General features: G+C 51.2%; 17 protein-coding genes, 1 tRNA gene and 1 pseudogene. 11 read left to right on the top strand and 8 right to left on the bottom strand.

What is annotated here, in order from left to right; all coding sequences use genetic code 11:
- Positions 1 to 317: 317 nt before the first annotated feature.
- The 3 genes and pseudogenes from AL479_RS06420 to AL479_RS06405 form a co-directional block, all read left to right on the top strand.
- Positions 318 to 527 (top strand): helix-turn-helix domain-containing protein, encoded by a 210-nt coding sequence (locus AL479_RS06420; RefSeq protein WP_061075484.1) that lies wholly within the window; start codon positions 318 to 320, stop codon positions 525 to 527.
- Positions 528 to 933: 406 nt separating this feature from the next.
- Positions 934 to 2,045 (top strand): IS3 family transposase gene (locus AL479_RS06410; protein ID WP_105291729.1). Its coding sequence is split into 2 segments (ribosomal slippage): positions 934 to 1,195 and positions 1,195 to 2,045, totalling 1,113 coding nucleotides; the frame shifts between segments, so codons are not numbered across the junction.
- An 18-nt stretch (positions 2,046 to 2,063) separates the two neighbouring features.
- A pseudogene (locus tag AL479_RS06405) lies at positions 2,064 to 2,372 on the top strand (zincin-like metallopeptidase domain-containing protein); the annotation flags it as partial.
- 107 nt (positions 2,373 to 2,479) lie between these two features.
- On the opposite strand, the gene AL479_RS06400 reads toward AL479_RS06405, so the two are convergent.
- Positions 2,480 to 4,060 (bottom strand): SH3 domain-containing protein, encoded by a 1,581-nt coding sequence (locus AL479_RS06400; protein ID WP_061075480.1) that lies wholly within the window; start codon positions 4,058 to 4,060, stop codon positions 2,480 to 2,482.
- Positions 4,061 to 4,290: 230 nt separating this feature from the next.
- On the opposite strand from AL479_RS06400, the gene AL479_RS06395 reads away from it, so the two are divergent.
- The 4 genes from AL479_RS06395 to AL479_RS06380 all read left to right on the top strand — a co-directional run bounded on the left by AL479_RS06395 (position 4,291) and on the right by AL479_RS06380 (position 6,843).
- Positions 4,291 to 4,515 (top strand): hypothetical protein, encoded by a 225-nt coding sequence (locus AL479_RS06395; protein ID WP_071887702.1) that lies wholly within the window; start codon positions 4,291 to 4,293, stop codon positions 4,513 to 4,515.
- Between the two features lie 9 nt (positions 4,516 to 4,524).
- Complete coding sequence (locus AL479_RS06390) at positions 4,525 to 5,394, top strand: hypothetical protein (protein ID WP_061075479.1); 870 nt, start codon at positions 4,525 to 4,527, stop codon at positions 5,392 to 5,394.
- A 95-nt stretch (positions 5,395 to 5,489) separates the two neighbouring features.
- Complete coding sequence (locus AL479_RS06385) at positions 5,490 to 6,260, top strand: TraI domain-containing protein (protein ID WP_225851886.1); 771 nt, start codon at positions 5,490 to 5,492, stop codon at positions 6,258 to 6,260.
- Complete coding sequence (locus AL479_RS06380) at positions 6,244 to 6,843, top strand: site-specific integrase (protein ID WP_225851883.1); 600 nt, start codon at positions 6,244 to 6,246, stop codon at positions 6,841 to 6,843. The genes AL479_RS06385 and AL479_RS06380 overlap by 17 nt, the downstream gene beginning before the upstream one ends.
- Positions 6,844 to 7,065: 222 nt before the next feature.
- On the opposite strand, the gene AL479_RS06375 is transcribed toward AL479_RS06380, so the two are convergent.
- Positions 7,066 to 7,141, bottom strand: a tRNA-Phe gene (locus AL479_RS06375).
- A gap of 169 nt (positions 7,142 to 7,310) precedes the next feature.
- On the opposite strand from AL479_RS06375, the gene AL479_RS06370 reads away from it, so the two are divergent.
- Both AL479_RS06370 and AL479_RS06365 read left to right on the top strand, forming a co-directional pair.
- A complete protein-coding gene (locus AL479_RS06370) occupies positions 7,311 to 8,156 on the top strand; it encodes an AraC family transcriptional regulator (RefSeq protein ID WP_061075478.1) in 846 nt (281 codons plus the stop codon).
- Between the two features lie 38 nt (positions 8,157 to 8,194).
- The gene (locus tag AL479_RS06365) at positions 8,195 to 8,785 is read left to right on the top strand and encodes a LysE family translocator (RefSeq protein WP_061075477.1); all 591 of its coding nucleotides are present in this window, start codon (positions 8,195 to 8,197) and stop codon (positions 8,783 to 8,785) included.
- On the opposite strand, the gene AL479_RS06360 is transcribed toward AL479_RS06365, so the two are convergent.
- The 5 genes from AL479_RS06360 to aspA all read right to left on the bottom strand — a co-directional run bounded on the left by AL479_RS06360 (position 8,782) and on the right by aspA (position 14,394).
- A complete protein-coding gene (locus AL479_RS06360; RefSeq protein WP_043001810.1) occupies positions 8,782 to 9,357 on the bottom strand; it encodes a transcriptional regulator in 576 nt (191 codons plus the stop codon). The genes AL479_RS06365 and AL479_RS06360 overlap by 4 nt on opposite strands.
- Positions 9,358 to 9,392: 35 nt before the next feature.
- On the bottom strand, positions 9,393 to 11,099 hold the full coding sequence (locus AL479_RS06355; RefSeq protein ID WP_061075476.1) for a protein-disulfide reductase DsbD: 1,707 nt from the start codon (positions 11,097 to 11,099) through the stop codon (positions 9,393 to 9,395).
- Positions 11,075 to 11,422 carry a divalent cation tolerance protein CutA gene (gene cutA / locus AL479_RS06350; RefSeq protein WP_061075475.1) on the bottom strand — a complete coding sequence of 116 codons (348 nt, stop codon included), beginning with the start codon at positions 11,420 to 11,422 and terminating at the stop codon, positions 11,075 to 11,077. Before cutA ends, AL479_RS06355 begins: the two co-directional genes overlap by 25 nt.
- Before the next feature lie 119 nt (positions 11,423 to 11,541).
- Positions 11,542 to 12,843, bottom strand: a complete 1,302-nt coding sequence (dcuA, locus tag AL479_RS06345) for an anaerobic C4-dicarboxylate transporter DcuA (RefSeq protein WP_061075474.1) — start codon at positions 12,841 to 12,843, stop codon at positions 11,542 to 11,544.
- A 114-nt stretch (positions 12,844 to 12,957) separates the two neighbouring features.
- Positions 12,958 to 14,394, bottom strand: coding sequence for an aspartate ammonia-lyase (gene aspA, locus AL479_RS06340; RefSeq protein WP_042999158.1), 1,437 nt, complete (start codon positions 14,392 to 14,394; stop codon positions 12,958 to 12,960).
- A gap of 340 nt (positions 14,395 to 14,734) precedes the next feature.
- Between aspA and AL479_RS06330 the strand changes: the two genes are divergently transcribed.
- Positions 14,735 to 15,211, top strand: a complete 477-nt coding sequence (locus AL479_RS06330) for an FxsA family protein (protein WP_042999159.1) — start codon at positions 14,735 to 14,737, stop codon at positions 15,209 to 15,211.
- A gap of 53 nt (positions 15,212 to 15,264) precedes the next feature.
- On the opposite strand, the gene yjeH is transcribed toward AL479_RS06330, so the two are convergent.
- Entirely contained in the window at positions 15,265 to 16,515 is a 1,251-nt protein-coding gene (gene yjeH / locus AL479_RS06325; protein WP_061075473.1) for an L-methionine/branched-chain amino acid transporter, read from the bottom strand.
- 272 nt (positions 16,516 to 16,787) lie between these two features.
- On the opposite strand from yjeH, the gene AL479_RS06320 reads away from it, so the two are divergent.
- Positions 16,788 to 17,081 (top strand): co-chaperone GroES, encoded by a 294-nt coding sequence (locus AL479_RS06320; RefSeq protein ID WP_000027827.1) that lies wholly within the window; start codon positions 16,788 to 16,790, stop codon positions 17,079 to 17,081.
- The last annotated feature ends 20 nt before the right edge of the window (positions 17,082 to 17,101 follow it).

The following is a 17,101-nucleotide window of genomic DNA, read 5'->3' as shown; positions in this document are numbered from 1 at the left end:
ATGTAGATTGTCTTATATGTGAGGTGAATGTTTTTTTAATTTTCATAAAGTGTGAAAATAATAAACTGATGGTGTTTATATCGACTTTCTTAAACGTTTATTTTTGACACCATTCTTCATAAATAGTGTCAGGTAAAAGTTATTGTGTGAATGAAAATATTCTGAATAATTGATTTAAATAATGTCAATAATTGTAATTAGTGCAATACAATCTCTCTTTACAGAGGAAGAAGTTCCGATGAGTTTGTTTTTCTTCTTTCGCTACCGAGCTGGTTGCGTACCACTGACGGCGTAAAGTTTATTGACGGGGTGGCGGCATGATGCAGCCGGACTGGCATTCTGCCGACATTATCGCGGTACTGAAAAAGCGCGGAACGTCGCTGTCCGCTGTTTCCCGCAAGGCTGGGCTGGCATCCTCCACGCTGACAAACATGTTGATAAGACACTGGCCGCAAGGTGAGAGGTTGATCGCTGAAGCGTTAGGTATTGCACGGCCCTCCCGCTACCGTAAGCCTGAAAATGGCTAAATCATCTCTCCCGATCTTCTGATGGCTTTGCTGTCAGAAGATCGGGAGAAGGCAAGCGAAGTGCGGCAGTGCAGGCCCGCAAAAAACCTTTTTGATGCAAAAACAGTTTTTCTTTCTGCGCCGGCGGCACTGACGTAGTCTCCCTCCTGCTCCATGCTGTCGTCGACAGCGCCCAAAGCTTCATGACCTGAAAGAAGCGCCTGATGAATCAGGACGGTCGCCTTACCGGCAGGGCCTCAGCAAAAATGCCGGGTCGCATAACACTGCGACAGAGGCTGAACTTTACAGGCAATTCCTCCCTTAACTGCGCCAGTTCACTGGTCAGGGTGTAAGTATCCCGCATAATCGTGCCATTCACATTTAGAGATCCTCCGGCATAATCAATCTGCCAACAGAGGAGATCGCTATGCGTAAAGCCCGTTTTACTGAGCATCAGATCATTGCCGTAATTAAATCGGTTGAAGCCGGACGAACTGTTAAAGATGTCTGCCGGGAGGCCGGTATATCTGAAGCCACCTACTACAACTGGAAGTCCAGATACGGCGGCATGGAGGCTTCTGATATTAAAAAGATCAAGGATCTTGAGGACGAAAATCGGTGTCTCAAACAGATGTTTGCCGACCTGAGCCTTGAGAACCGGGCGCTGAAAGACGTTATCGAAAAAAAGCTTTAAAACCAGCCTTTAAGCGTGAGCTGGTCACTCATCTGATAACGATATTTGGACTCAGTATCCGTCAGGCCTGCCGGAGTCTGAACCTGAGCAGAACGGTTTACCATTACCGTCCGGATACCACGCGTGACGAACCCGTTATTGTCGCGTTGCAGGCAGTGGCAGAGCGATACCCACGGTACGGTTTTCCAAAACTTTTCCAGGTTCTGCGGCGGCAGGGATACCCGTGGAATCACAAAAGGATCCATCGTATTTATTGTCTGCTGAAGCTGAATTTTCGCCGTAAAGGCAAACAACGGTTGCCGGTGCGTAATCCCTCGCCACTGGCCACACCGGAAGCGCTGAACCAGAGCTGGTCTGTCGATTTTATGCATGATGCTCTGGTCTGTGACCGTCGTTTTCGCACGTTCAATGTCGTTGATGACTTTAACCGTGAGGCATTGTCGATTGAAATCGATCTGAATCTGCCAGCTTTGCGCGTGGTCCGTGTACTCGACAGGATCGCGGCAAATCGCGGCTATCCGGTCATGCTACGCATGGATAATGGTCCGGAATTTATCTCACTTGCACTGGCTGAATGGGCAGAGCAACATGCAGTAAAACTGGAATTTATTCAGCCGGGTAAGCCGACGCAGAACGCTTTTATTGAGCGCTTTAACCAAACATACCGTACAGAAATACTCGATTTTTATCTGTTCAGAACGCTGAATGAAGTGCGGGAAATCACGGAAAGATGGGTGTCAGAATATAACTGTGAACGCCCGCATGAATCACTGAACAATATGACGCCGGAGGAATATCGGCAACACCGTCATTTGGCCGGGATCTCAAAAAATGCCTGGAACTAAAACGGGTCTATTTACAACTACAGTACGCTGTTGCATGAACTGGTGCATTCCACCGGCCATGCTTCGCGACTGGCGCGTGAAGGCATTGTTTCCACTTCGAAGAAGTTCGGCGATCCAATTTATGGGTTTGAAGAACTCATAGCGGAGATGGGAGCAGCCTTTCTGTGTGCTGAACTTGGCATTAACGGCGACTTGCAACATGAGAGCTATATTGTGTCGTGGCTGCAAACGCTGAAGGAAGATAACCGCGCTGTATTTCGTGCCGCTCGCTTTGCCCGGGAAGCGTTTGAATACCTGGTGCTGCGTGAGCAGGCGTTGGCAGCGTAACCAACTTTGTACATGATCGCTTAGCCCCCGACTTATACTTAGTGATGGGGGCTAATATTTTTTTATGCTTATTCGTTAGGAATAAAAACTAATGCTAATTTTAGCATCTAGTGATTTATTGCTTTGGTATAGGAACGATTGACCCAACCATAGAGCTTTTGATTGCCGAAGGATAGTTGCACATATAACCATTTTCTATCACTTTGATCGATGACGATCACGGGGGTATATTTTTCCAACGTAACTAATACGTCACCTTGCATTGATGGTTTGTCCCGTAGTCGGACATTTTCTCCAGTAATTATTCTTATGTATTTTAATGTGCTAGTATCAATTTTAATGGGTAACTGTCTTGTTAATTTTTTAACATGGGAGCTTGGTGATACTGTTTTGCTAACATATTGTTGTGCTTGTTCTATTAAACTCATTGCTATTTCTTTGTTCTTTTCAACAGCAACTGAAGATATAGTGGCTGTAAGATAAATTATGATAATTTGTAATAATAAAGGTAGTTTCCTGAAACTCGTAGTAATAGGGCTTTCTTCGATATAATTTTTTAATTTTGTTAATGCGTCAGGTTCTTTTTCTTTTACTGCATGAATATTAGTTGCAATAACGGCTGCACCTTGAGGTGAGCGCGAAAATAGAATAGCAGCTTCCTGTAATTGCTGAATCTCGGTTGCATTTAGTTTTTCTAATTGTTTAGCAACGCTTGTAGCGAAATAATTTTCGGTAAGCATTCCTCGTTGCTTTTTGAAGAAAGCGGCCACACCGGAGTCCTGTGCCAGTTTCTGAGCCGTGAATGCGTTGCTGAGAGCGGCACCAGCAGACAGCACGTCGTATTGTTTACGGGCACTGGAAAACAGTGAGTCATGATTTTTGAAGAAAGCGGCCACACCGGAGTCCTGTGCCAGTTTCTGAGCCGTGAATGCGTTGCTGAGAGCGGCACCAGCAGACAGCGCGTCGTATTGTTTGCGGGCACTGGAAAACAGTGAGTCGTGATTTTTGAAGAACGCGGCCACGCCGGATTCCTGCGCCAGTTTCTGAGCCGTGAATGTGTTGCTGAGAGCGGCACCAGCAGACAGCGCGTCGTATTGTTTGCGGGCACTGGAAAACAGTGAGTCGTGATTTTTGAAGAACGCGGCCACGCCGGATTCCTGCGCCAGTTTCTGAGCCGTGAATGTGTTGCTGAGAGCGGCACCAGCAGACAGCACGTCGTATTGTTTACGGGCACTGGAAAACAGTGAGTCATGATTTTTGAAGAACGCGGCCACGCCGGAGTCCTGCGCCAGTTTCTGAGCCATGAATGTGTTGCTGAGAGCGGCACCAGCAGACAGCACGTCGTATTGTTTACGGGCACTGGAAAACAGTGAGTCATGATTTTTGAAGAACGCGGCCACGCCGGAGTCCTGCGCCAGTTTCTGAGCCATGAATGTGTTGCTGAGAGCGGCACCAGCAGACAGCACGTCGTATTGTTTACGGGCACTGGAAAACAGTGAGTCATGATTTTTGAAGAACGCGGCCACGCCGGAGCCCTGCGCCAGTTTCTGAGCTGCGAATGCGTTGCTGGCAGCGGTACCGGCAAACAATGAGTTTTGAAGTTTGCTCTCATTCACAATTGAGGGCTTAGATAGTAAGTCAGTTCCGTTCTCATTCTTGTTAAGGGATGTGTCTTTCTCTTTCATCATTTCATATCCTGAGGGACGAATGCTTATTGATAAGATAAGGTTTTTACAATTTAGCGTACAGGATAAAAATCATTAGATTGGCCAGACATTAGTGCTAAGTTCTGCTGGCGATATTCATCTGAATCATGCTCCTGCGGAGGCATTTTTCATTTTTGGGGATAGAGTTTTCGATTGTTCACTTGGCTCATCGGGATATGTTTTCGTTTTTATCCAATAAAAAGGCCTTACTGATGAAAGAGAACATTCCTGCTGTAACGCGCACTCATATTGATGTTGGCTGCTGTGACAGCAGTGCAGTTTTTGTGCTTGATAATGGTCATGATCATTTCGCTGTTTCCCTTGAAACGATACTCTCATGTCTGAAGGTGGCTGAGGAACACGGCCATGTACCTGAAATTGGCGCGGACTGGTGGTGTCTTATCGCTAACCATACTGCGGTGGGATACCCGTCATGAGGCATAACAATGGATGTATTCAAAATTTCCGTTGATACACAGCAGGTTCACAAGATTACCCAGGAGAATTTTGATCAGGTTACGAAAAAACAGGCTCCCTGGTATCAGCCAATTAATGGTCACCAGGGATGGTTTGCGGTTTGCCCGGCTTGTGACAACCCGATCCAGATTATAGGAATGCTTGAGCGTGATGCGCCGTATGGTAAGCACTTCTTCCCGACTGCCGGTGCCGTGGCTGTACCGTTGAAAGGTCGTGTTGATAAGGAAGAATATGAGTGGTGCCCATATGCCAGCAAGAATAAGCATCTAACGAAAGATGATCGGCGAGCGGCGGGTAGTGAACTTGCTGTATTGATAAAACAAACCTTAATTGAGCAATTTGACCGGGTTATTTACCTGTTAGAAAAGGGAACTGGAATGAGGATTTCATTTGCCCTGGCGAAACAGATGCTTGAAGAATACCGCGCGGTTGAAGGCTGGCGCTACAGGGGAGCAACACGGCAGAATATACCTTGGGTATTTGCATACATGATGCAGGCTAAGCGGTTGAGAGGACGGATATTTTTCGATGCAAAATTTACCGAAGAACTCTTAACCAGACGACCAGATTTAACCTGGAATGCCAATGGGCAAATTGATATTAAGGACGATAAAAAATTCTGCGATTTGAGTTTTAGTTTCATCAGACATCGTCGCCATGTTGATCAACATACGTTGTCTGAAAGTATTGAGTTCAATATTGCGAACTCAAAACAGGAAACGGTATGCAAAAGGGAAATTATTTTTGAACACGACTATTTCCTGAAACTGATAAACAGTAAAAATGAAGCTAACAGGAAAATGAACCTTGTTGATCTTGCCAGAAGCGTGCTGGCCTGACAGGTTAAAAGTTCGAAATCGAATTGTGAGTTGTTGATTGCCCAATAAGAATCAGCGTTTAACGTAGCGGAATATCCACTTAACAGGCTTCCGCTATGTTGAATCTGAAATCTTTTCTCCGTCCGGGGCGTTCGCGCCCGGATGTTCCGCCGACCGTTAAGGCGATAAAACCCTCTTTGCCTCCAGGCTACTTTCTGCCCATGACCGCCAGTGAACTGCTGGCGACAACCCGCCGTCAGCAGTGGCTGCAATCGCTCTGGGATTACTCATCCCTGCCGAAAGACATGTATCGCCACTATTACCTTGCACCGCTGGAGCATTGTGTGGCGCTGATGCAGCAATTTCCTCTTACGGAAAGTGGGTCGTATGCCCGCCCCGGAGGGATGGCTGACTATATGCTGGAAACCGTGTCGTATGCGGCGCGGTTGTCGAAAAGTTATATGTTGCTGGTTGGCGCACCGCCAGAAGAACAGGCGGCGCAAAGTGCGGCCTGGAATGCGGTGGTGGTTTATGCGGCAATGCTGCCTTCGCTGGAATATTTTTGTCATCTCCACGTCGAGCTGGAGAACGGTAAACGCTGGTTTCCTCTGCTGGATGCACCTCCGGAACCTTATCGCTTTCGTTTTGAACCGGAGGCGTCTCCGGAACGGTTGCAAAGTTTTGGCGCAATGCTGGCGTGGAAGATGATCCCTCCGGAAGCGATTAACTGGTTGAGTAGCTGGCCGGAAGCCATCAGGACCCTGTCAACCTACCTGACTGGCTTCCGGGCGCAGTCGGGCGTGGTCAATGCCATTGTGTCTGAAGCTATTCACCTCACTGTTGGCACACCAGAAGGCGAGCTACCGGCTGATGGAACAACATCTTGACGCTGAGACAGGGAAGGGGAACAGCAGTATGTTCAACGGTCGCAGAAATGCGCTACTCCCGGCATGGTTCTGGCTGACGGTTGTGAATGTGTTTCGTTATACCGCCATCCGGCAGAACCAGCTTCTGCATATCCGGTTGGGCGATATCAATCTTGAGGAACGGTGGATTGATCTGAATATTGAGGGAGCCAAAAACCATCGTGAGCATCGGGTTCCTATTGTCTCGTCGTTGTATCCATCGTTGGAGGTACTGGTGAGAAAAGCCGGTGAGGCTGGGATGGAGTCGGACGATCAGGTGTTCAATGTGGGCTGGTTTGACTTGATGAGAAAGAGTAAGTACCCGGAGGTGATGAACGAGTATCCGCTGAGAGCGTTTTTCCGGCGCTTGTCCCGTGAGTGTAAGTTTACGATCACGCCACACAGGTTCCGCCATACGGTGGCAACACACATGATGAAATCACCAGAACGCAATTTGTACGCGGTGAAGAAACTGCTGGGTCATGTCAGCATCACATCGACGCTGGAATACATTGATGAAAGTGTTGATAGCCTGCGGGATATACTGGAAACAGAATTGATGTAGTGAGAAAGACTCCAGGAATGGCGTCAAATACTTACATTATTTGACATTGAAAAGATTTCTTGCAAATATCAGACGCGAAAAAACAGACTTGCGCTGACAAGTCTGTTCTTCAAGAGCCTTTCTTCAACCACAAGTAACAGCGTTACATCGTGTTTTTACTGACTCGCCTTCGTGTCCGTCAGGATTGCATCTTGCAAATCTGACCAACCGGCTTTGAATAAGTGGTGCCCGGACTCGGAATCGAACCAAGGACACGGGGATTTTCAATCCCCTGCTCTACCGACTGAGCTATCCGGGCAACGGGGCGCATTAAACCGTAATCATGCACAGCAGTCAACCTAATTTAGGGAAAAGCTGTTCAACTGCTTAAGTTTGCGGCAATCTGTGCGTTTCTGCGTTCAGTTTGCACAAATCTTCCAGACAGACGCGTTCTGAACAGGCAATGCTGGCAGCGAGAGGAGGGCAGTATGGCAAACGACTGGCTTGAGCTGCGACAACATGCCGATACCGGTATTGAGACAATCAAAGCCCATTTTGAAGGGCATGCATTTGACCCGCACTGGCACGATAGCTATCTGGTCGGCATTACCCTTTCCGGTACACAGCAATTTCACTGTCGGCGTGAGCGTCACCACAGCCAGCCGGGCGATGCTTTTTTGCTGGAGCCGGGTGAGATTCATGATGGCGATGCGCCGGTGGCCGGTGGGTTTACCTATCTCACCTTTTATCTGGATGAGCAGTGGCTGACAAAAACGTTGCAGGGCCTTTATGACACCACACCGGACAGCTATTCCCTGCATTTCAGCCGGACGCTGTCGCGTGAGCCGCAGCTGGTGCGCGCCATTGGCGAAACGTTTAGCGCTTTGCATACCGAAGAGATGCGTATTGTGCAGCAAAGTACGATGGATCATCTTCTTTCACAGCTCACCACCCATTGCCACTGGCGAAAGCGCCTTCCTTCGCAGATACAGAGCGCGGCGATCGCCCACCGCGCCAGGGATTATCTGCATGCGCATATGGGTGACAATATTGGCCTTTCCGATCTGGCGCGTGAGACCGGAACGGATCGTTTTACGCTGACGCGCAGCTTTAAACGCGAATTTCACCTCGCTCCGCACGCGTGGTTGATTCAGCTGCGGCTGGCAAAGGCGCGTCAGATGCTGGCGAAGGGCGCGCAGCCGGTCAATGTCGCAGCCGCGTTGGGATTTGCCGATCAAAGCCACCTGGGGCGCTGGTTCCAGCGTGCGTATCGTATTTCGCCTGCGCATTACCGTCGCTTGTGCACAAACCTTCCAGACGTTTACAGGAAATAGCGTCACAGTCAGAAGCTCAACTAAAAAGGAGTCTGCCTGTGAGTATCGCGCCGTTTTTGCTGTTTGCGTTTGTCGCCTCTATCACCCCCGGTCCTACCAATATCCTCATCCTGGCGAACAGCCAGCATCATGGCGTGAAAGCGACACTACCCGCATTGGTTAGCGGTTGTGTGGCGGCGAGCATGATTGTGTTGATTTCCGGTGCCGGGGCTGGGGAGATATTGCATCAATATCCGCTGGTGCGGCAGGTGATGAGCTGGGCAGGCGTAGCGTGGCTCAGTTGGATGAGCTGGCAGTTATTCAGCGCTCCGGCTGCAAATCTGTCCGGAAAACTATCTCATCGCTTTACCGCGCGGGCCGCGGCGCTGTTGCAGATAGTAAATCCGAAAACGTGGATGATGGCGTTGGCGGTGGTGAGTCTGTTTGCGCCGACGGGGAGTCATGTACTGCGCGATATTGCATTGATGGCACTGTGGTTTTTGCTCATCTCTATCGGATGTTTGCTGTGTTGGGCGTGGCTGGGGAAGGCGGTGAACCGAGTGTTTCGCACCACCGTGGCGATGGTGCGCTTTCAGCGTTTGATGGCGCTGTGTCTGTTGATCTCTGCGTGGGCGGGGTTGTTGGCTTAGGTCAGCGCACCGCCCTGGCGGCACTGGGCAAAGCGCAGAATATCTTCTGCCAGACGATGCGCCGTCTCCACATCCGCATGGCTGCGATTGACCAGCATGCGGCTCAGACAGCCTTCCAGCACCAGTTCCATCTGTTTGGCCACCATTGCCGGATCGTCAATCTCCAGCGTGGTCAGCAGTTCGTGAGTGAAGTCGTGCGCCGCGCTTTTCTGCTGATCCGCCAGTTGATGAATCGGGTGCGACGGATCGGGATAGAACGTACAGGCGGCGATAAACAGGCAACCTGGATAGCGATTATTACTCACGCACTCTGCCAGCGCAGTGTAGCGGGCCAGCAGCTTTTGCTCGGCACTCAGGGTGTCATCCAGCAACAGCTGGCGACGCCAGATATCCACCTGTTGGCTGAGATAGCGCAGCGCGTCATACAGAATAGCCTCTTTGTCCGGCCAGAAACGCTGCATTTCATCGAGCGGATAATCAACGCGCTCGGCCACCATCTCCAGCGTGGTGTTCGCAATCCCATGGATCTCGAGTAATTTTAGGGCTTCTCCCAGGACATCTTCACGTTGCACGGTCATTCCTCCGTCTTTATCTCTGAAAGTGTCGCTCACGGTTGACGATCGCGCAAATGCGCACTAAACGTCGCCGCATCCATAAAGCCCGTCACCCGTGCCTGCGGGTGTTCCTGTCCTTGCGCATCAAAGAACAGGATGGTTGGCAATCCTAACACCTGCAAATGCTTCAGCAGCGCCACATCCTGCGCGTTATTGGCGGTGACGTTAGCCTGTAACAGTACCGTATCACCCAGCGCCTGTTTTACCTGTGGATGGCTGAAGGTGTACTTTTCAAACTCTTTACAGGCGACACACCAGTCGGCGTACAGGTCCAGCATCACCGGTTTGCCTTTCGCCTCGGTCAGCGCCTGCTTGAGTTCCTCAACGCTTGCCACCGGTTTGAAGTCCAGATGCGCCTGTGCCTGCGTCACCGTCGTGCCAAACGCCCAGTCCTGGAGCGGACGTACGCTGACCAGCGCCGCCGCCAGCAGGATTATCTGCACGATGCGTATCCAGCTACGCGTTGCCTGCAGGCTGGTGATAAACGCCCAGCCAAAGAAGGCCACGCCCAGCAGCGACCACAGCCGTAAGCCCCACATATCGCCGATGATGCGCTCCAGCAAAAAGACCGGTAGGGCGAGGATAACAAAGCCAAACGCCGTTTTGACCTGCGCCATCCACGGCCCGCTTTTCGGCAGCAGACGGTTGCCAAAGACGGTAACCAGCATCAGCGGCAGCCCCATCCCCAGCGCGTAAAGATACAGCGTACCGCCGCCAAGCCACAGGTTCCCGCTCTGGGCGATATACAGCAAGATGGCGCTCAGCGGTGCGGTTGTACACGGCGAACAAATCAGTCCGGCAATTGCGCCCATAACAAAAACGCCGCCCGCAGAACCGCCTTGTTGACGGTTACTCATCAACGTGAGGCGCGTTTGCAGCGACGATGGCAGCTGCAGAGTGAACAGGCCGAACATTGACAGGGCGAGCAGGGTAAAGACCACCGCCAGACCGATTAAGACATACGGATGCTGAAGGGCTGCCTGGAACTGCAATCCAGCGGCGGCTACCACCAGACCCAGCGCGGTATAGGTTAGCGCCATCCCCTGTACGTAGATGAATGTCAGCAGCAGCGCGCGTCCGGTGGAAAGACGCTGTTTACCGCCAAGTACGATGCCGGAAATCAGCGGATACATCGGCAGTACGCAGGGGGTAAACGCGATGCCAATACCGATCAGCAGCGCCCACAGGGCAGAGAAGGGGAGCTGGGCTGGCGCTTGCTCTGGTTGCGGTTGCTGTGTTGCTGTTGGCGCTGCGGGTTTCGGCTCCGCGCTGGCGGTCACTTCGCTTAGCGGCACGGTTTTGCTTTCCGGCGGATAGCAGAAACCCGCGTCGGCACAACCCTGATACGTTACCGTTAGCGTCGCGCCTGACTGCGCCTGGTTGATGGTGACCGGAATGGTGAGCGTATTGCGATAGATTTCGCTTTTCCCGTAGAACTCATCTTCATGCCAGACGCCCGCAGGCAGCGTCACTTCCGCGATTTCCGCCCGCGCAGGGGTAATACTGATCTGCTTGCGATACAGATAATACCCGTCTTTCACCTGCCAGGTGAGATTCAGATCGTGTTGGTTTTGCTGAAAGTCAAAGGCAAAGGCCTGGTCAGCAGGGACAAAACTCGAGCGACCCGGCGCGTCGAAAAGTCCGGCAAAAGTTGATGTGCTGCAAAAAAGCAGGATCAGCGTAAGGATGCGTTGAGCCATGAGAGGTAATCACTGTCTCCGTGAGTAACGGGTAAAACCAGAAGCTCGGGCGTTTGATACGGGTGATGAGACTTCAGGCAATCGAGTAAGGCGTCCTGGTGTGCCACCGAGGTTTTTAAGATCATCTGGACTTCGTATTCCTGATCCAGTTTTCCTTCCCAGTAATACAGCGAGGTGGCACCGGGAATAATCGTGGCGCAGGCCGCCAGTTTTTCTGCCAGCACTTTGGCCGCCAGATCCTGAGCGGTGGCTTCATCCGGCGCGGTACAGAGCACCACAACGGCATCGGAGAGGGAGATATCCTGACGACTTACATCATGCATAAACACCTCGAATGAACAGAATGACCGGCAAAAGAGTGGTCACTATACAACGGACGAGGGAAGGATGTTAGACAAAGGGGAGGGAAATGCGGGGCGTGAACACGCCCCGCAGGTAACACTTACAGCATGAAACTGCCCAGCAGGAAGCCGAAGCAGACCGCCAGTACGACACCCAGCGTACCAGGGATGAAGAACGGGTGGTTAAAGACAAATTTACCGATACGCGTTGTCCCGGTGTCATCCATCTGTACCGCCGCAACCAGCGTTGGGTAAGTAGGCAGAATGAACAGACCAGAAACCGCAGCGAAAGACGCAACGGCAGTCAGCGGGGAAACGTTCAGCGCCAGCGCCATCGGCATCAGTGCTTTAGCGGTTGCTGCCTGAGAGTACAGCAGTGCAGAAGCAAAGAAGAAGATGACGGCCAGCAGCCACGGATGGCCCTGAATCACTTCACCTGCAGTATCTTTGATCCAGTCAATGTTGTGAGACACGAAAGTGTCACCCAGCCATGCAACGCCCAGGATACAAATACAGGCGCTCATACCGGCTTTGAAGGTGCTGGAGTTGAGGATAGCGTCAGTTTCCACTTTGCACAGGATCGTGGTCAGCGTCGCGACGCTCAGCATGATGATCAGGATAGCGTTAGTGGTGTTCATCAGCGGTTTCTCAACCAGACCGAGACTCGGGCTGTTGACGATCGCATAAACGACTACGCACACCACGCCCAGCAGGAACAGCCAGACGGAGTTTTTCGCCATCGGTTTGATTTCGATCTGCTTCTCACCGCGCAGCTCAATCAAACCCTCTTCCAGACGTTTGCGGTATACCGGATCGTCAGAGAGTTTGGAGTTGAACAGCATGGTTACGAGGAAGGACATCACCAGCACTGCCAGCAGCGTGGACGGAATGACCACGGACAGCAGGTGGATGTAGCTAATGCCATGGCCTTCCATGACCGAAGACATGTATACGACCGCAGCAGAGATAGGCGATGCGGTGATCGCTATCTGAGCGGAAACCACCGCGGTGGAGAGCGGACGGCAAGGCTTGATGCCCTGTTCCTTCGCCACTTCAGCGATAACCGGCAGCGTTGCCAGGGAGATGTTCCCGGTGCCTGCAAAAATAGTCAGGAAATAGGTCACGATCGGAGCAAGGATCGTGATGTATTTCGGATTCCGACGCAGCAGTTTTTCTGTCTGGTTAACCAGATAGTCCAGACCGCCCGCCACCTGCATCGCAGAGATAGCAGCAATAACCGCCATGATGATGGAAATCACATCGAACGGAATGTTACCCGGTTTCACGCCGATAGCGGCAAGAACCAGAACACCCAGTCCACCTGCAAATCCAATCCCGATGCCCCCAAGTCTGGCGCCCAAAAAGATTGCCAGCAAAACAATGATAAGTTCGACAACTATCATATTAGCCTTCCTTGTTGTTTAACAAGTTGATATTAAATTGTTGTTATTTAGTAACTTCTAATAAGAAAAAGGGCACGTCATCTGACGTGCCCTCCTTGGTACTACCCTGTACGATTACTGTTCGTTTTCATCAGTATAGCGTTTTGCTTTGTAAGCCGGGTGCATCAGGTTCTGTGCGGAGAAAATATCGTCCAGCTCAGCTTCAGTCAACAGACCGCGCTCCAGCACCACTTCACGTACGCTCTTACCGGTCTCGGCGCAAATCTTACCAACGATGTCGCCGTTGTGGTGGCCGATGAACGGGTTGAGGTAAGTGACGATACCAATAGAGTTGTAGACATACCCTTCGCACACTTCTTTGTTAGCGGTAATACCGTTAACACATTTCTCCAGCAGGTTGTAGCAGGCGTTGCTGAGGATGTGAATGGACTCAAACATCGCCTGACCAATCACGGGCTCCATCACGTTCAGCTGCAGCTGACCCGCTTCAGATGCCATGGTGACGGTGATGTCGTTACCGATGACTTTGAAGCACACCTGGTTGACGACTTCCGGTACGACCGGGTTCACTTTTGCTGGCATGATAGAAGAGCCCGCCTGCAGTTCCGGCAGGTTGATCTCATTCAGGCCGGCACGTGGGCCAGAGGAGAGCAAGCGCAGGTCGTTACAGATTTTGGACATCTTCACAGCCAGGCGTTTCAGCGCGCCGTGTACCATCACGTAAGCGCCGCAGTCAGAGGTCGCTTCGATTAAGTCTTCAGCCGGAACGCAGGCAAAGCCCGTCACTTCCGCCAGTTTCTGTACGGCCAGCGGAGAGTATTCTTTCGGTGTGTTCAGACCGGTACCGATAGCTGTTGCGCCGAGGTTAACTTCCAGCAGCAGTTCAGCGGTACGTTCGATGTTTTTCACTTCTTCTTTCAGCAGTACGCTGAAAGCACGGAATTCCTGACCCAGGGTCATCGGAACCGCATCCTGCAACTGGGTACGACCCATTTTCAGAATGTCCTGGAACTCAACAGCTTTACGCTCAAAACCTTCACGCAGTTGGTTGATTGCGTCGACCAGTTTAACGATAGAAGCGTAAACGGCGATGCGGAAACCGGTTGGGTAGGCGTCGTTAGTAGACTGACATTTGTTCACGTGGTCGTTCGGGTTCAGGTACTGATATTCACCTTTCTGGTGACCCATCAGTTCCAGCCCGATATTGGCCAGCACTTCGTTGGTATTCATGTTGACGGAGGTGCCTGCACCACCCTGGTAAACGTCTACCGGGAACTGGTCCATGCATTTGCCGTTATTCAGGACTTCATCACATGCGGCAATGATAGCATTCGCTACACTTTTAGGGATGGTCTGCAACTCTTTGTTTGCCAGAGCAGCGGCCTTCTTAACCATTACCATGCCGCGCACAAATTCAGGGATGTCACTGATTTTGTTGTTGCTGATGTAGAAGTTTTCAATCGCTCTCAGAGTGTGAACACCATAGTAGGCTTCGGCTGGAACTTCCCTGGTACCCAACAGATCTTCTTCGATACGAATGTTGTTTAACATGTGAACCTTCTTTATTTAAAGCTGCCAATGAATGCACTAAACACACAGAATATATGTGGTTTCGATTGTTTCTTGACCGACGATTATCCCCTACATCGGTCTGGTCAACGAGATCATATTCTGCTCCAGAAATTGTGCCGTAATCTGGATCACTTTAAGTGTGGTAAATTACTCCTTAATTATTATTTTGTGAAATAGGTCACCGCTTTAGGATTAACTCTAAAAATAAGTGTACAAACAGCTTGAAATTTTGCGAACCACCCCTATATCCGACTAATGCGAATCGCAACTATTTTCGGACCGACGTGCGCACCACGGCGGTCGTTTGAGGAGAATCCTTTTGCGCTGGATACCGTTACTTGCAGTCTTTCTCTATGTTTATATTGAGATTTCTATCTTCATTCAGGTCGCCCATGTGATGGGTGTACTGATGACGCTCATTCTGGTGATCTTCACCTCGGTCATCGGGATGTCGCTGGTTCGCAACCAGGGATTTAAGAACTTTTTGCTGATGCAGCAGAAAATGGCGGCAGGAGAGAGCCCGGCTGAAGAGATGATTAAGAGTGTTTCGCTGATCATCGCGGGTCTGTTGCTGTTGTTGCCAGGCTTTTTCACCGATTTCCTTGGTCTTCTTCTTTTATTACCCCCTGTGCAGAAGCATCTGACGATGAAGCTGCTGCCGCATTTGCGCTTTTCCCGGATGCCGGGTGGCGGCTTTAGCGCCGGAACCGGCGGTGGCGACACCTTTGACGGCGAGTTCCAGCGCAAAGATGAAGAACGTGACCGTATCGAACACAAAGACGATCGTCGCGACTGATTCCTGTAGGCCCGGTAAGCGTAAGCGCCACCGGGCCTTTTCGCTGAACCGGCCTATAAGTGATGTTCAACCTTTTTTCGTTGTGGCAAAAACAGCCACAGTATCACCAGCATAATCAGCGCATACAGACTCTTCCAGCCGACCATTGCCAGTAACAGAAGGCATAATAATCCGCCCACCATCGCCAGCGCGCGATACCGACCTTTCAACAGGCGACACCCTGCCAGCATGCACAGCAGATAGATCATGATAAAGATGCCATTGGCGTAGACGATGAGCGCATCGAGATTGATCTCTAACGCATAAATGCACAGCGTACTGACCACACAGCAGCCCAGCACGGCATTGAGCGCATTGCGTGGAATATGACGGGAGGAGAGGCGGGCCAGATAATGGTCTGGTTTGTATTGCGCCTGTGACCACACCAGACGGGCAAAACTCTGTATATAAATGTTGAGACTGGCAAAGCAGGCCAGATAACCGATCACACAGGCTACCCATAGCGCCTGGACGCCAAACAATTGCACGACGATTTCCGGTAACGAGGCCGCCGCTGCCATCGTTTCGCCATAGGCGTCAAAGTGCAGAACCACAACGGTGCAGGCCCAATAGACCGAACCGGCCAGCAGCAGACCAATCATCAGCGCGCGCGGGAAATCCCGCTCCGGATCCTTGAATTCAGAGGCCAGGTGGGCGAACGCTTCCAGACCGACGAAACACCAGAACATCACCGACAGTGCGGAAAACAACCCCGACATCTCAATATCGCCTGGCGCAGGGAAAGGAATCTCTGCCGGTTGAAGGTCGCCAGCCCACCAGATAGCGACAATCAGCGCCACGATCAGACCCGCAATCACCGTTTGCAGGTTCGCGCTGGAGCTCGCGCCGCGTGAACCGATAAACCACACCAGCGCCAGGGTGCCAAGTTCGGCCAGCAACAGTTGCCAGCCGTGCCAGCCAAACATCGCCTGACCAAACCCGGCGGCAATGTGCAGCGCGGCAGGAAGACCTACGGGAATGACGGACAGAAACAGCCAGCCGGTGACCCGTTCAAGATGTGGGCCAAACGCCATACCGACGAAATGTGCGACGCCGCCTGCGCTGGGGTAATGGCGGCCTAGCAGGGCAAACACAATCGCAACGGGAAACACCAGAACAATCAAAACTGGCCAGGCCCACAGGCTGTTATTGCCTGCCACCAGTGCCGCCAGGGCCGGGACGGCAAACACGCCTGTTCCCAATAATGATGTCGACAACAGGCCAATGCCCTGAGCCAGTCCCAGCTCTTGTTTCAGTCCACTCATGAGTTGTTATCCATTTGCGCCTGAATTCCAGGCAACTGCGCAGGTTTTCGATGTTATCACAATCGGATTTGCTTATGACGCCAGCGATTAAATAGGCGAGAAATGTGAGGTAAGTAGGTTTTTTGCAGGATTTTTTGCTGATCAGAATTTTTTTTCACGTTGCCCCTTGAAGGGGCAAAAACCCATCCCCATCTCTCTGGTCACTAGCCGGGAACCTTAGCGGGCCGGCGTCACCCATAACTGATAATGACTTTCTCAAAGGAGAGCTATCAATGAGTATTCGTCCGTTACATGATCGCGTGATCGTTAAACGTAAAGAAGTTGAGTCCAAATCTGCTGGCGGCATCGTTCTGACCGGTTCTGCAGCGGGTAAATCAACTCGTGGCGAAATCATCGCTGTCGGTAAGGGTCGCATCCTGGATAACGGTACCGTGCAACCGCTGGACGTGAAAGTCGGCGACATCGTGATTTTCAACGATGGTTACGGTGTGAAATCTGAGAAGATCGACAATGAAGAAGTGTTGATCATGTCTGAAAGCGACATCCTGGCAATTGTTGAAGCGTAATCCGCGAACGACACTGAACA

Origin of the sequence: Citrobacter amalonaticus, from assembly GCF_001559075.2 — a bacterium.
GTDB lineage: Bacteria > Pseudomonadota > Gammaproteobacteria > Enterobacterales > Enterobacteriaceae > Citrobacter_A > Citrobacter_A amalonaticus_F.
Note: the sequence above shows the minus strand (reverse complement) of the source record. Positions and strands in the feature narration are given on the sequence as shown.

Excerpts from the sequence above, each read along its gene's own strand:
- AL479_RS06420 (WP_061075484.1), top strand. The coding sequence starts at position 318 with ATGATGCAGCCGGACTGGCATTCTGCCGACATTATCGCGGTACTGAAA.
- yjeH (WP_061075473.1), bottom strand. The coding sequence starts at position 16,515 with ATGAGTGGACTGAAACAAGAGCTGGGACTGGCTCAGGGCATTGGCCTG.
- AL479_RS06395 (WP_071887702.1), top strand. The coding sequence starts at position 4,291 with ATGAAAGAGAACATTCCTGCTGTAACGCGCACTCATATTGATGTTGGC.
- AL479_RS06400 (WP_061075480.1), bottom strand. The coding sequence starts at position 4,060 with ATGATGAAAGAGAAAGACACATCCCTTAACAAGAATGAGAACGGAACT.
- cutA (WP_061075475.1), bottom strand. The coding sequence starts at position 11,422 with ATGCATGATGTAAGTCGTCAGGATATCTCCCTCTCCGATGCCGTTGTG.
- AL479_RS06320 (WP_000027827.1), top strand. The coding sequence starts at position 16,788 with ATGAGTATTCGTCCGTTACATGATCGCGTGATCGTTAAACGTAAAGAA.
- AL479_RS06355 (WP_061075476.1), bottom strand. The coding sequence starts at position 11,099 with ATGGCTCAACGCATCCTTACGCTGATCCTGCTTTTTTGCAGCACATCA.
- AL479_RS06380 (WP_225851883.1), top strand. The coding sequence starts at position 6,244 with ATGGAACAACATCTTGACGCTGAGACAGGGAAGGGGAACAGCAGTATG.
- dcuA (WP_061075474.1), bottom strand. The coding sequence starts at position 12,843 with ATGATAGTTGTCGAACTTATCATTGTTTTGCTGGCAATCTTTTTGGGC.
- aspA (WP_042999158.1), bottom strand. The coding sequence starts at position 14,394 with ATGTTAAACAACATTCGTATCGAAGAAGATCTGTTGGGTACCAGGGAA.
- AL479_RS06390 (WP_061075479.1), top strand. The coding sequence starts at position 4,525 with ATGGATGTATTCAAAATTTCCGTTGATACACAGCAGGTTCACAAGATT.
- AL479_RS06370 (WP_061075478.1), top strand. The coding sequence starts at position 7,311 with ATGGCAAACGACTGGCTTGAGCTGCGACAACATGCCGATACCGGTATT.
- AL479_RS06385 (WP_225851886.1), top strand. The coding sequence starts at position 5,490 with ATGTTGAATCTGAAATCTTTTCTCCGTCCGGGGCGTTCGCGCCCGGAT.